We start from the raw sequence: 14780 nt of genomic DNA, 5'->3' as shown, positions 1-14780 counted from the left end.
ATATCAGCTGTCAGGCTATTGGCTTCTATTATTTCTAGTATTTATCTTTCGGCCCATCACACTGCTTCCTTAAATTACAGGATATTCATAGGTAGCTACGCCTTCGACTTGAAGAAATCCTTCCTTTAAGTACAGTTCTTTTGCCTTTTCATTATCTGCATTGACACAAAGCATTACTTTTTTGTAATTCCTCTTTTGTGCAAAATCAATGGAGGCTCTTAACAGCTGCTTTCCTAACCCTTTACCCTGGTATGCCGGAAGGATAGCTAAGGGGCCAATATTCATGGCTGGTTCCCCTTCATAATCATCATGAGCACCTCTGACAATCCCCACAGGACTATTATCATGCATCAAAAACAACATGCCGCCTTCCAGGTATTCCGGACTGTTTATCTGCTTACTAACCATCTCTGCAGTAATAGTTGTCGTGTTCCCTTTCAGCGCTGAAAAGGCTGTATTTCTGATATGGCACCAACTCTCTTCCTCTGAACCAACCTGAAGACTTTTAATCCCATAACCCACCGGTAATTCTATTTTCTCCGGCTGCCTGATTTCTTTCAGAAGGAGATATACATATCTATCAATTGTAAAATGTAAACTTTTCATATTCTCAGATAACTGAGTATTAACAAGAGGAACAAACAAGAACAGCTTGTCAATTTCTTTTAAACCATTTAATATTTCTTTAAACAAGACAGAATAAGTATCAAACTCCTTGTCTTCAGAATAAAAGATTCGAAAACGCCCATTCCTCCCCCTTCTATGATAGTCGTCCAATATTAGAGAGACAGCTGCTATGATATTTCCGTCTTCTTTCACAATATATGTTGGGTTTTCCTCATTCGGAGAAAAGTTCTCCAAGTCCTTTTCATATAAGAAGGAATCATCTACTTCATGTTTATGCTTTAAGCAGAATGATATAAACTCCTCTTTTTCCGTATGTAATAATATTTCTGCCCGCATTCAGCACCTCATACTTGATAATAATTTATTTATAAATCTCCTATCTAATTTATCAATTTAACTCTGGAATCAATTTAATTGACATGTCACCCTCTAAAGAAAGTTTAATACCCTTCGGCAGATATACATTCTTTATTTCACTGACATCTTCCTCATCAAGTCCAAATACCTCATTAATTCCTACATCATCCGTGCTGAGATTACCGGAACCTGACACTGCTTCTATATTATAAACACCGGCTGGAAAATGTCTGCCAGCCACGTAATTTCCGGTTGTTAACTCCTTTGCCCCTGACATATTATAATTACGTCCGGAAAAGTTATCTTCCACTGATTTATAGATTAGTTGAACTGTCAGCCTTCCCGAAATCTCCAATATAACACCTCTAGACAATTTCAGCCCTTTGAAAGAATGTACATCCCCACGTTCGGTGCCGAATACTTCATTGATTTCATAATCTGAGCTGGAAATATTACCGCTTCCTGAAATAGCAGATACATTACAGATGCCTATTGGAATATCAATACCTGCCGTATAAAAGCCCGTTGACAAGGAATATTCCTTATCCAAGTTTGTTAAGTCCAAAGCTTGCTTTGTAGCAGTTGAGGTTTTAGTACCTGACTCAGAGGGTGCTGTATTACTAACTGCAGGATAACTAAGCGGTGACCCGCAATACTCACAAAAAGTGTTATTGCTTATTTTATTTGGAGCACCGCAGCTTTCGCATACAACAGTTATTGTTTCAACGGATCCATTTTCTATAGTATTATCTTCTTCCTCTGTCTCCTGTTCTTCTCTTCCTCTAAATAAATTCCTTATTCCTTTCATCATCAGTAAATTCTACCTTTCTTATGTGTTCTTTAGGGATACTAATGGACGCCTGTTATTCAAAATGAGAATGGTGTTAAAGACGCAATAACCGTTCTTTTTACTAAGCCATATTATAACACAATAAACCATACTCAGCCAATATATCGTAGAATTATATTGGGTATATAAATTATTATATTAATAGAAAGAGACTACACACTTTCATTTAATTGAAAGAATATAGTCTCTTTACCCATTTTACTCTTTTCTTTATACAGCTACTTCAAACTGGCTATTATAAAGTTCTGCATAGAACCCGCTGTGTGCAAGCAGTTCGTCGTGACTGCCGCTCTCAATAATATCTCCATCTTTCATCACAAGTATCAAGTCTGCATTTTTAATGGTAGAAAGCCTGTGTGCAATAACAAAGGAAGTTCTGCCAGCCGTTAACTGGTCCATTGCAGATTGTACAATGCGTTCCGTACGGGTATCCACAGAACTGGTTGCTTCATCCAGTATAAGAAGAGGTGCATTCTGTATCATGGCACGGGCAATGGTAATCAGCTGCTTTTGTCCTTCCGACAGACTGGCTTTATCATTTAGGACTGTATCATATCCATCCGGCATGGTTTTGATAAAATGGTGCAATCCTACAGTCTTGCAGGCCTTAACCACCTGTTCATCTGTAATTCCCTGTTTACTGTAAACAATATTCTCTTTTATTGTGCCTTCAAAAAGCCAGGAGTCCTGTAATACCATACCAAATTGTTCATGGACATTCTCCCTGGGTACCTGACTGATAGGTGTTCCATCCAATAGAATCTCACCACCATCCAAATCATAAAATCTCATGAGTAAATTTACAATCGTAGTCTTACCTGCACCAGTAGGACCAACTATTGCAACCTTCTGTCCCGGTTTTACTTTTGCAGAGAAATCATGAATAATAATTTTTTCAGGTACATATCCGAATCTGACATGCTTAAATTCCACATCACCCTTTATATTCTGTAATCCCTTCACCTTCTGGCTCTCGTCTTCCAGTTCGGTTTCTTCTAAGAACTCAAAAACACGTTCTCCGGCAGCAGCTGTCCTTTGTAAATTATTTGCGGCCTGTGCCATCTGAGACAGCGGCTGTGTAAACAAACGGATATACATCATAAATGCAACAATTACACCAAAAGAAATATTCCCATTCATAGCCAATACCGCACCGACAACACAAACAGCTACATAACCGAAATTTCCGATGAACTGCATTAACGGCATCATCAAGCCGGATAAGAACTGTGATTTCCACGCACTGTCATATAACTTGTCATTAATCTCTTCAAAGGTCTTTTTTGCTTCTTTTCCACCGTTATATACCTTAACGATATTATGACCGGAATAAATCTCTTCAATATGCCCATTAACACTGCCAAGTCCTTCCTGCTGTGCGGTAAAATATTTCTGGGATTTTGCCATAATAATCATCATTAAGGCAAAACCGATTACACTTGCAAGTACTGCAGTCAGCGCCAGAATCCAATTTGTATAAAACATCATAATTAATGAACCGACAAACATGGTAATGGAGGTAACCAGTGTACCAATACTTTGATTCATAGTCTGTCCAATAGCATCTACATCATTGGTAACCCGGCTTAGCACATCGCCATAGCTGGTACTGTCAAAATATCGAAGGGGCAGCCGGTTAATTTTTTGTGAAATATCGGTGCGCATGGTTTTGGATATTTTCTGCGTAACCGTAGCCATTATATAACTTTGTGTAAAATTCAACAGGGCAGAGCCGGCATAAAAACATACGAGCAAGGATGCAATACGGACTACCCTGTCCATATTAATTACCCCTATCACCGCTTTCCCATTTATTAAGGCCGGTAACCCTTTTGCAATCTCATTGGTCATATCTTTTAATCTATCAGGACCAATAATCTGCAGCACTGTACCGATAGCTGCTGCCACTAATGCAAAGATAATAACAGGAAGATATTCTTTACAATATTGAATCAGCTTAATCCATGTACCTTTAAAATCCTGGGACTTCTCAACTGCTCCTCCCATTCCTCCCATTCCTCCGGGACCATTCATTGTTCCTTTATTATTCATTTGCCTATTGCCCCCTAGGGTATTCTTGCTATTCATTGTCTTTTGTTTTCTTTTGATATTCTCACTCATTATGCCAGTTCCTCCTCACTAAGCTGTGACATTGCAATTTCCTTATATACCTGACAGGTTGTCAGTAGTTCTTTATGGGTACCCTCACCAACAACCCTGCCTTCGTCCAAAACAATAATCTTATCTGCATCTATAATTGTCCCGATTCGCTGTGCTATGATCATACTGGTAACTCCGGAGGTTTCTTTTTTCAAAGCACTCCTTAGCACACGGTCCGTTTTGTAATCCAAGGCTGAAAAGCTGTCATCAAAAATATAGATTTCCGGTTTTCGGCTTACTGCACGGGCAATAGCAAGCCTTTGTTTCTGACCGCCTGAAACATTCTTGCCGCCTTGTGAAATGTCTGCATTATATCCGCCATCCATTGCTTCTACAAAGTCAGATCCCTGTGCTATTGATACAGCCTGTTTAATCTGCTCTATCGTAGCAGGTTCTTTACCATTCTCCCCATATGCCACATTTGAGCTTACTCTGCCGCGGAATAACACTGCTTTTTGCGGAACATAGCCTATTTTATTATACAAAGCTTCACCTTTATAATCTTTCACATTGATCCCGTCAATCAGCACCTCCCCTTCCGTGGCATCAAAGAAACGGGGAACCAGATTTATCAATGTACTTTTACCGCTGCCTGTAGAACCAATAAATGCGATGGTCTCACCTTTTTTTACGGAAAAGCTGACATCCTGCAGTACATATTCTGCTGCGCCGGGATAACGAAAGCTTACATTTTTAAATTCCACTTCACCGGTAAGACTTAGGTTCCCTTCCGTCAGAAGGCCATCTAAGATAGTCGGCTGAGTATCTAACACCTCATTAATACGTCTGGCCGATACAGTAGCTCTAGGCATAAGGATAAAGAGCATGATCAACATCATGAAGGACATAATTACCTGTACGGCATAGGAAGAGAATACCACCATATTTGAGAATATTGTCAGCTTATCCATTGCCTGTGCACCGTCGATTAAATAAGCTCCAATCCAGTAAATGGCAAGGGATATACCGCTCATAATCATACTCATTACCGGCATCATAACTGCCATTCCACGACTAGTATAAAGCTGTGTTCCGGTTAATTCATCATTCGCCTTCTCAAACTTCTCTTCCTGATAATTTTCAGCATTGTATGCACGAACCACACGAAGCCCTGTCAGATTCTCCCTGGTGACCTGATTCAGGTTATCTGTAAGCATCTGCATTTTTTTAAACTTAGGGATAACAAAAACCATGATAAACGCAATCATAACAACCAGAACCAATACTGCCGCTCCTGTAGCCAGTGACCATTCGAAACCCTTGCCTGCAATTTTGGTAATAGCCCAAACAGCCATAATTGGTGCTTTTATTATCATTTGCAGACCCATAGTAACAAGCATTTGTATCTGTGTAATATCATTTGTAGAACGTGTTATCAGACTTGAAGTAGAAAAACGGTTGATTTCCTCCATGGAAAAGGAATCCACTTTGGAAAACAGCATACTGCGAAGTCTCTGTGAAAAGGAGGCTGCTATCCGAGCAGCAAAAAAACCTACAATGATTGCAGAAATAACACTTCCAAAAGCACATAGAAGCATATAAATACCTTGCTCCCAAATATCACTCATCTTACTGCCGGGCATCTGTACCAGTTTCGTAATTCCTGCCATATAATCCGGCAGCTTAAGGTCAAGCCAGACCTGTGTAATAATGAATATAAGACTGATGGCAGCCTGCAGCCATTCTTTTAATTTTAAATACTTAAATATTCTAAGCATATGAACTCCTCCTGTTTTATTAATGGTATTTGATACTAATAGTGTTAGTATTTTTGGTATTTTTTTGCGGCCACTTAAGTGACCGCAATATTGATATTGCTGTATTATTATTCTTTTTCCATTCTAACTTTCATTTCATAATCAAAGAACTTAGGCATCAGTTCTGTAAGTTTATCCATTATACGTATAAGATTTTTCGAATCCTCTTCGCCAAGCAATTCCAGCATATGTGCAGTAGCTTTTAATGCCATTTGTTTGTGTTTCAGTGCAAGCTCTCTGCCGTCTGCTGTTAAATCAACCAGAATCTTTCTCCGGTCGTTAACATCTATCTGGCGAGTGATCAGCCCTTTTTTCTCAAGATTATTCAGTGCTGCAGCAATCCGGGCTGTACTGATATCCATCTCACTGCTGATTTCACTTGGCAATACGCTTCTTCCGGTTTTCTCAATAAATATAACTACAAAGATTTCTCCATGCATTATGCCATCAATTGGTTTATGATGTTTGCCTTTTTGAAACTGATATGATTTTTCCAAAAATTGTATTGCAAGTTCTTTATAATCCATAGATACATTCACCTCACTTCATTAATATCTAACACTGTTAGTATATTAACCCTATTAGTTTCTTTTGTCAATAGAATTATGAAAAATATTATGTCTATGTATTAATACTCAGAAGGTTTCTTTTTCAATGATTTTAAGCTTTGATATTCTTCCATGGTAATCGTCAGGATGGTACCATGTTTAAAACCATAGGGGAACCAAAAGGATTGATCTGAACGAATAAATCTGCCGGATGATAAGGTATCCGTAAGGAAGGGTACATACCCCTGCTCTTCAGCTGAGCAGCCATAATAATCTAAAAACAGACACCACCTTCCGTCCTCCAATTTTACTGCTGTTGGTGCTTCATATAGTCCCTGGGCAAGCTCCTCCATACTCTTATCAAACTCCTTTAACTTTTTGAATGGACCGGTTATTATCTCTGACTCCATCAGAATAATTTTTTCCGGGTTTTTTTCACTCTTGAGAAATAAATAATATTTTCCTTTTTCTTCATACATGGCTGAATCAATAACCCCACTGTCTTCCTTCTGATATAATAATTCTGCCTTTGTAAAGGAGGTAAAATCCTTTGTTCTGGAATAATAGATGCCCTTATCACCGTAGTTGTTGCTGCTGTGAGGAGAGGACCAGTGTATCAGGTACTCATCCTGTACCTTATCATATATAATATCCGGAGCCCACAGGCAGCCAAAGTTTTCATCTCCCAATTTTACCATTCGCTGCGCTGACCAATGGACTAAATCCTCAGACTCCCATAGCACCAGACTTTTACTCCCGTTTCGGCTGATTTCAGCCCAAGAATTATGATATTGATTCAACATACCGTAGGAAAGACTTAGGTCTGTAGCCATAATAATAAATTTACCAGCTTTCGTTCTTATAATAGTAAAATCTCTAACTCCCTTATCCCCATAGTAACTCCATAAAACCGGATTGCCGTCGTTTACTTCTTCCCAATGAAAGCCATCTTTACTGAGAGCAAAGTATACCTGTTCACCATCAGGGGTTCTTTTTTCTTTAAAATGCACAAATAGATATGCCTGCATATTATTAACTCCTGTATTATAATATTTACTTAAAATATCTTCAGATTGGCTTAAAGGGCAGCTTAATACCCGGTAATTCTATCTTCTAAATAAGTAAATATCAGATATTTTCTTTATCATAACAGGAATCCTCTGGATTAACAGAGGCTTTCTTCCGGTATCCTTGACCTTCTTTCCGCTATAACTGGCCCAAGCAGTGATAAAAATAACGGGACACTCTTGTAAAGTGTCCCGCATTAATAAATAGCTGCTGTTTATGGTCCCCGAATTATTTTAATCCTTGGTATAAGGCATTCAACAATATTTTGTTCGGATCCTGGCTTAATTCCCAGACCATTGCACCGCTTAATCCATTTTTCTTAATATAGCCTGCTTTTTCTGTAATGGATTGCTCATTCTCATACGAGATGAATGTAGACCCGTTAAATAACCAGGGTACCCTTTGCGTAGAGTGAAAGAAATGTTGATAACCACTTGCGTTCAGATAATTAGCCGCAATGTTTCCATAACTGATAGAGCTACCGCCGGAGAAGGTCTGGTTTAATCCATTATTACTGTTTGGTACTGACTTATAGACATACCCATAAAAAGGAATCCCCATTATCATTTTATTCTTTTCAAAACCGGCATTTACCCAGGAAGTTATACCAGTATCCACACTATCATAGGAATTAGAAGCAGCATCACTATATAAAGGTGAATTAAACCCGGTATATGAATCCCAAATACCATTAATATCATAGGTCATGACATTAGCATAATCAACATACTTACTTAACTCACTTAATTGAGTGTTATTTGCATACCATTTCCCTGCCCCTCCCGCAAAGGAAAGAATGTAATGTTTTCCGTCAATTAAACCTCTGGCATCCAGCTTTTCCCTTAAAGTCTTCATGAATAAAGTAAAATTATATTTATCCTCCGGTCTGTAAATATTAGTGGACAAACCACCGGAAACCGGATACTCCCAATCAATGTCAATCCCGTCAAAGCCATACTTGATAATAAAATCTACTGCACTGTCAGCAAAGGTATCTCGGGAAGCTTGAGTCAATGCTGCATCTGAGAATTGATCTGACCAGGACCATCCCCCTACTGCAATGATTGTCTTAAGTTTTGGATTTATCTGTTTTAACTGGTTCAACTGGCTGATATTAGCTGCATCAACATCCGGATAGCCCAAAATAATTTTATGGTCACTATTGATATTGGCAAAGGCATAATTAATATGCGTTAATTTAGTGGCATCTAATTTATCCGGTGAAAATCCGGAATATTTAGCCCATGCGGCATAATAGCCAACTAATTTCAGTGATGTATTGACTTCTGGTACTACAGTCGGCACCGGTGTTGGCGTTACCGTTACTTTCGGTGGCTTCACCGTTACTTTACTGGATAATCTTTTACCAGATACAGAGGCATAGATTGTTGCCGTTCCTTCACTCTTCCCGGTTACTTTACCTCCTAAAGCAACCGCTGCAACAGTACTTTTACTGGTTGTCCAGGTTACCTTACTTGTTGTACCGGTTACTTTCAGTGTTTTTGCCATACCTTTTTCAAGTGTAATTGAGCTGTAGTTTAATTTTATAGGCTCTTTTACTATAACTTTGCAGGATAATTTCTTTCCTGCTACAGATGCATAAATTATCGCTGTACCGGATGCTTTCGCCGTAACTTTACCCCCGGTTGAAACAACAGCAACCGACCTTTTGCCGGAGGACCAGCTGACTTTACTTTTGGTGCCTGCTACATACAATGTTTTTGTATTACCTGTTACCAGCGAAATGGTGCTATAGTTTAACTGAATAGTGCCTGCCTCAATATTTTCTTTGTGCCCCATATAAAGAATTGACGGAATGATTAGACACAAACATAAGATAAATACTTTGCATATTAAGTTGATATGTGACCTCAAATTATCCCCCTTTTACCATTGGTTTATGTAGTTTGATTGATAGACTAATTATACACAAAGATTCATAATAATTCCTTATTAAAATACTGGATATAATGAAGCAGGCATCCGGATATTTTTCCGGATGCCTGGGATTTTTACTTTTTGCTCATTGCAGACTATTGCTTTTATTTGGCTCTTTTAAAAACCAATATCATCATTGAACCTGCGCCACCAACACATTGAAAGTTAACAAGTTCCCAACCTTCATTACCACATGTTTCAAGTATGGCATTGCATTTTTCTTTTAGCGAACGTTTAGTATCAAAAATTGAATCAAATGTCTCTGTCCTGTATTCCCACATAGTATACCTCCCTTAATAATTTTTGTTCGAAATATAATACAAACATGAATTACTTTCTTAAATACATACTACAACAAATATCATAATTTTTCCATTGTAAATATCCGTTGCATATAGGCTATTGTACCCTAAACACTAAGTTTCTGACCTTTTACTACTCTTTAATAAGTTAAATCTGAATCAGAGAAAATGAAACAAGGCATTAGGATTGATACTCCTGATTCCTTTGCCGGTTGGAATTTATATTTGAAAGAAGTAATTATCTATGTTATAATTGCTGACAATTACGATTACGAAAGCTGGTAAATAAATGAAATTACAAAAAGACAAAAATACAGACCCAGAGTTGTTGGATAATGAACAAGCTGAAATTCTACAGCACGCCAAAAAGCCACTCTTTGCATTCTTTAAAAATTTTCATTCCGACCGAAACTTTAATCTCTTCTTAATTGCAGGCCTTTTTGCCGGTGTCGGCGGTGGTATTAACTCATCAATATTTAATAATTATTTAAATGATATCTTTAAATTATCGGAAAACACAAGAGGTTTTCTGGAAGTTCCAAGAGAAGCCCCAGGTTTTTTTATTATGGTTATTCTAGCTGCATTAAGCTTTTTGGGTGACGTGCGTATCGCAATGTTTGGGATGGCGGCAGCTGGACTTGGGATGCTTGGTCTAGGCATGTTATCCCCGACCTTTGCTTTTATGATTATATGGATGATGATGTACAGCCTTGGCACACATATGGTCATGCCGGTTACACCTTCCATTGGCATGTCCTTGTCAAACCAGGAATCTTTCGGAGCAAGACTTGGAACAATAAGCGCTTTCAGCTTATCCGGAAGTATTGTTGCTTATGTTTTTATATTTCTGGGTTTTAATTTTCTACATATAACTTACCAGACTGCTTTTATTACAGGCACTGTCTTCTACCTTTTCGCAGCGTTTTCAATGGGGTTAATGAAGAGAGGTAAATCAGAGACTAGAAAAGTTAAGTTTATTTTTAGAAAACGTTATACACTGTATTATGTACTATCCGTGATAAGCGGAGCAAGAAATCAGATATTTATGACCTTTGCTCCCTGGGTGTTAATCAAAGTCTTTGGTGTAAAGCCTCAATTGTTTGCTATTTTGGGTATGGTAGTTGCACTTGTTAGCATCGGCACCAGAAAGCTGATTGGTAAATTAATTGACACTCGTGGTGAACGTTTTGTCCTGACTGTGGAAGCAGTTCTGTTATTTGCTATCTGTCTGGGATATGCCTTTTCCGCCAGGATTTTCTCCTTTGGTGTCGCTGCCGTTATCATAGCCGGTTGCTATGTCATTGATAATTCAATGTCCGCAGTCGAAATGGCTCGCTCTACTTATGTTAGAAAGATAGCTGTTGATTTGGCTGATGTAACACCAACCTTGTCCACCGGAGTTAGCTTACAGCACATTGCTTCTATGGTAATCCCTGTTTTTGGAGGTCTTTTATGGGCTGCTATCGGATATCAGGCAGTATTTATAGCTGCGGCAGTTATTGCTTTTTTAAATTTGATACTTTCACGTAAAATAACACTTGAAGTGTAATTTAAACACCCGACTATAGTTATGCCATATCTCTTCTGAACCTACACTATAACCATCCCAAACAGCTGCTGCAGCTTTTGCAGCAACTGTTTGCTATAATCCCCAAGGATGTATTCTTCTAGGATATTGTTATTCAGGTCACTTTTGGCTGTTGTATCTCCTTCTTTCTTTGAGGCGTAATAGTTTAAATAGCCCCTAGAAAATCCCCGTAGCCTTCCTTCTCCATCTCTTCTTCCGGTATAAATTTTAGCGATGCACTATTGATACAGTATCTCAAACCTCCCATTTCAGCAGGTCCATCCTCAAATACATGCCCCAAATGGGAATCTCCCACTTTACTTCTTACTTCTATACGTTTCATGCCATGGCTATGGTCAGTAACTTCGATTATTGAGGTACTATCAATGGGTTTAGCAAAACTTGGCCATCCGCAGCCGGATTCAAATTTTTCGCTGGAAACAAAAAGTGGTTCACCGGTAGTGACGTCCACGTATATTCCCTTTCTGAATTCATTAAAATATTCATTCTGAAAAGGCCTCTCAGTAGCACTGTTCTGTGTTACTTCATACTGGGTTTTGGTCAAAATACTTTCTAATTCTTCTTTTGATTTCTTTGAGTATTTATTATTCTTATTCATAAGCAATTACCTTCTTTCTATAATTCGCAAAATTAACTTAATCTATAGATACACTATCTATAAATTATGCCCATTTGTTATTTAATAATGATAATTATCTATTAGGTGCGTTGTTTTTCAGAATAAAAATGCGCGAGAGTCTTTAGCTCCCACGCATTGATTATAACTCATTCCATTCCTTTATGCACCATCTCCGGTACAACCATTCGTTATTTTAGTTTGTGCAGCTAAGGCTCCGCGTATAATCGCTTTTTCAAGAACTACTGCAGCAGCAGTACCTATCACTGTGATAGCAGCATCACCTTTATAATAATTGGAATCAGCGCCTGTCGCCAGACAAAAGACCGTATCCCCATCCCACTGTGTATGCACTGGTGAAATTGCACGTGCCATACCATCCTGTGCAAGAGCAGCCACTCTGCTGGCTTCTGCCTTATTAAGCTGTGCAGTTGTAGCTATTACTGCAATTGTGGTATTCATTTCACTAAACAGATAGGATGGTACTCCCTCTAACATTAACTTTGTCTGATTCACAAATTTACCATCTGGACATAATGCTCCAACCACAATACGTCCATGATCCCAAACATCTCCAAGCGGATTGACAATTGCTAAAGCCGCAACTACTGGCCCTCCCGGAATATGAATAGATGCACTGCCCTGTCCGCCTTTCATTGACTCACCATAGAATTTACCAATAGTTGCTCCTGCACCGGCACCATAATTTCCTTCTTTTACAGGACCGTTATTAGCTGCCTGGCAGGCGGCATATCCTAATGCGGCATCAGGCGGGTTTGAGCCCCTGGCATAAAGCAGGTCAAATATGACGGCAGCCGGTACATGGGGTACCTCTGCAATCCGTTGTTCATAAAGCCATCGCATTACTCCACTAGCCGCAGCCAATCCAAATCTACTTCCTCCAGTGAGCAGGACAGCCTGCACCGGGTCTTCTTTGGTACCGGGACGAATGCTGTCTGTTTCCATGGTGCCTGGATTTCCTCCAACTACTGATACCCCCGGAACTGCTCCGTTGGGGCATATAACTACTGTACATCCTGTACGTCCGCTTTCGTCCTCAGCAGTCCCAACTAGAATTCCCGGAACATCTGTTAGACCTCCTATAGTATTCACTAAAACCTTGGAATCCTCATGGATCATTTCTCTCCTCCTTGTCTTATATTACAAAAGTAAAACATTAATGCTCTATTTAAGTCAAACAATCTAATTCAAGGCTATTATCCTTATATTTATGTTATTCCCGTTTTTGCGTAATGTGCCGTTTATATTAGAATAATGTCTTTTATGCTCACAATATGGCGATTGCAGCATATTAATAATATACATGAAAAATTATTACTTTCAGGAATATAGAAACCAAATAAAACCAGATATGATTAACATTCTTGGAGAGGAGGATAGATAAAATGAATCAGGAGAATCTCTATGATAAGGAGAACTTACATTTACAGATAGATAATTCAGAACAACAGGTGTGGAATTTTATCTCGGCACCTGATCTACATCCTATGAAGGTAACAGTAAATGTAGCCAAGTACAGATCAGCACCCGGTTTCATATTTGTAGCGCCTTATACTTTATACGAAGCCACTATGATAGGACAGACAGGTTCATTAATTATGGATCAGTCCGGCAATCCGATATGGTTTAATCCCTTATGCAGTACTTATATTCAAAATAGTGACTTTCGAGTCCAAGCTTACCACGAACATCCGGTTCTTACTATGTGGCAGGGTACCATATCCGGGACTCAATCCTCAGAGTTAAATCTGCCGGCAGGAGATCCGGAACCTGGTGCATATTATCTTATTCTAAATCAGCACTACGACATCATCAAGAAAATCTCAGCACGTAATGGGTTTACTTCTGATTTGCATGAATTTACTATCACTAACCGAAATACCGCATTATTTACAGCCATAAAGCAGGTACCTGCTGATCTTACTCCATATGGCGGCCCGAAAGAGGGCTATATTGATGATTACTCCATTCAGGAAATTGATATTGAAACAGGAAAATTATTATTTTTTTGGAATGCCCTCTCCCATATTAATCCAGGCGAGTCCATGCTGCCTGCCGCTTCAGCTGCTGAAAGTAACAATATATGGGATTGTTATCACATGAATTCCATCGATGAAGGGCCTGATAATTCACTGCTCATTAGCATGCGTAATATGTGGGCAATATATAAGCTTGATAAAGAAACCGGAAATATTATCTGGCAGTTAGGCGGAAAGCACAGCGATTTTACAATAAGTCCAGATGCTTCTTTTTCCTGGCAGCATGACGCCAGATATAGAGCCGATAACCGAATAAGTATGTTCGATGATGCCTGCTGCGCATCTTCTACCTCTCCGCCTCAATGCCAATCACATGGTCTGATCCTTGAACTCGATTTCTGTAACATGACTGCTATTGCCCTTCGGAAATATTTTCACTGTCCGCCGTTATATGTTCCCAGTCAAGGAAATGTACAAAAGCTTCCGAATGGTAATCAGCTTATTGGATGGGGCCAGAAACCTTATCTTTCTGAGTTTGAAGAAGCGGGTAATACCATATCAGAACCATGTATAAATATTTTATATGATGTACAATTTCCCAATGAAAATATGTCTTATCGTGCATTTAAGAATAAATGGATTGGTCTTCCTCTATATTCTCCAAGTATTGCAGCTGTTAAAACTTCTGACTGTACTGAGATATATGCTTCGTGGAATGGTTCCACCGAAACTGCCGCGTGGCAAGTGCTTTCGGGGCCATCACCCTGTTGTCTTACCGTTATAATAGAAAGACTGCCTAGAACCGGGTTTGAGACTCATGCTAAAATAAATTCTGAATGTGCTTATTATCAGGTAAATGCTTTAGATTCCTGTGGTCATGTCATCGGTACCTCAAGAATTATTCATTTAAATGGCCAGTGAATCCACTAGCAAAATGTCTTTAAACCACAAAACCATGCATACCGAATT

At 38.9% G+C, this 14780-nt stretch carries 11 protein-coding genes and 1 pseudogene; 2 read left to right on the top strand and 10 right to left on the bottom strand.

The features are described 5' to 3' along the window. Positions 1-69: 69 nt before the first annotated feature. The 8 genes from bsdcttw_RS10360 to bsdcttw_RS10325 form a co-directional block, all read right to left on the bottom strand. Positions 70-963, bottom strand: a complete 894-nt coding sequence (locus tag bsdcttw_RS10360) for a GNAT family N-acetyltransferase (protein ID WP_185259295.1) — start codon at positions 961-963, stop codon at positions 70-72. Positions 964-1015: 52 nt separating this feature from the next. Then, the gene (locus bsdcttw_RS10355; RefSeq protein ID WP_185259294.1) at positions 1016-1795 is read right to left on the bottom strand and encodes a zinc ribbon domain-containing protein; all 780 of its coding nucleotides are present in this window, start codon (positions 1793-1795) and stop codon (positions 1016-1018) included. A 249-nt stretch (positions 1796-2044) separates the two neighbouring features. Continuing rightward, a complete protein-coding gene (locus tag bsdcttw_RS10350; protein WP_197979862.1) occupies positions 2045-3886 on the bottom strand; it encodes an ABC transporter ATP-binding protein in 1842 nt (613 codons plus the stop codon). Between the two features lie 68 nt (positions 3887-3954). Continuing rightward, positions 3955-5712 carry an ABC transporter ATP-binding protein gene (locus tag bsdcttw_RS10345; RefSeq protein ID WP_185259293.1) on the bottom strand — a complete coding sequence of 586 codons (1758 nt, stop codon included), beginning with the start codon at positions 5710-5712 and terminating at the stop codon, positions 3955-3957. Positions 5713-5819: 107 nt separating this feature from the next. Continuing rightward, positions 5820-6278 carry a MarR family winged helix-turn-helix transcriptional regulator gene (locus bsdcttw_RS10340; RefSeq protein WP_185259292.1) on the bottom strand — a complete coding sequence of 153 codons (459 nt, stop codon included), beginning with the start codon at positions 6276-6278 and terminating at the stop codon, positions 5820-5822. 101 nt (positions 6279-6379) lie between these two features. Next, positions 6380-7327 (bottom strand): glycoside hydrolase family 43 protein, encoded by a 948-nt coding sequence (locus bsdcttw_RS10335; RefSeq protein ID WP_185259291.1) that lies wholly within the window; start codon positions 7325-7327, stop codon positions 6380-6382. A 268-nt stretch (positions 7328-7595) separates the two neighbouring features. Then, on the bottom strand, positions 7596-9242 hold the full coding sequence (locus bsdcttw_RS10330) for a glycosyl hydrolase family 18 protein (RefSeq protein WP_185259290.1): 1647 nt from the start codon (positions 9240-9242) through the stop codon (positions 7596-7598). Positions 9243-9409: 167 nt separating this feature from the next. After that, on the bottom strand, positions 9410-9586 hold the full coding sequence (locus bsdcttw_RS10325) for a DUF4177 domain-containing protein (RefSeq protein ID WP_185259289.1): 177 nt from the start codon (positions 9584-9586) through the stop codon (positions 9410-9412). A gap of 310 nt (positions 9587-9896) precedes the next feature. On the opposite strand from bsdcttw_RS10325, the gene bsdcttw_RS10320 reads away from it, so the two are divergent. Next, positions 9897-11156 (top strand): MFS transporter, encoded by a 1260-nt coding sequence (locus tag bsdcttw_RS10320; protein ID WP_185259288.1) that lies wholly within the window; start codon positions 9897-9899, stop codon positions 11154-11156. Positions 11157-11340: 184 nt separating this feature from the next. On the opposite strand, the pseudogene msrB reads toward bsdcttw_RS10320, so the two are convergent. Together msrB and bsdcttw_RS10310 are read right to left on the bottom strand one after the other, a co-directional pair. Then, a pseudogene (gene msrB / locus bsdcttw_RS10315) lies at positions 11341-11769 on the bottom strand (peptide-methionine (R)-S-oxide reductase MsrB); the annotation flags it as partial. A 204-nt stretch (positions 11770-11973) separates the two neighbouring features. Then, entirely contained in the window at positions 11974-12951 is a 978-nt protein-coding gene (locus bsdcttw_RS10310) for a P1 family peptidase (protein ID WP_185259286.1), read from the bottom strand. A gap of 266 nt (positions 12952-13217) precedes the next feature. On the opposite strand from bsdcttw_RS10310, the gene bsdcttw_RS10305 reads away from it, so the two are divergent. Then, positions 13218-14732, top strand: coding sequence for an arylsulfotransferase family protein (locus bsdcttw_RS10305; protein WP_197979841.1), 1515 nt, complete (start codon positions 13218-13220; stop codon positions 14730-14732). The last annotated feature ends 48 nt before the right edge of the window (positions 14733-14780 follow it).

Origin of the sequence: Anaerocolumna chitinilytica (assembly GCF_014218355.1) — a bacterium.
Classification (GTDB): Bacteria; Bacillota; Clostridia; order Lachnospirales; family Lachnospiraceae; genus Anaerocolumna; species Anaerocolumna chitinilytica.
This window is presented reverse-complemented; position numbering and strand designations above follow the sequence as displayed.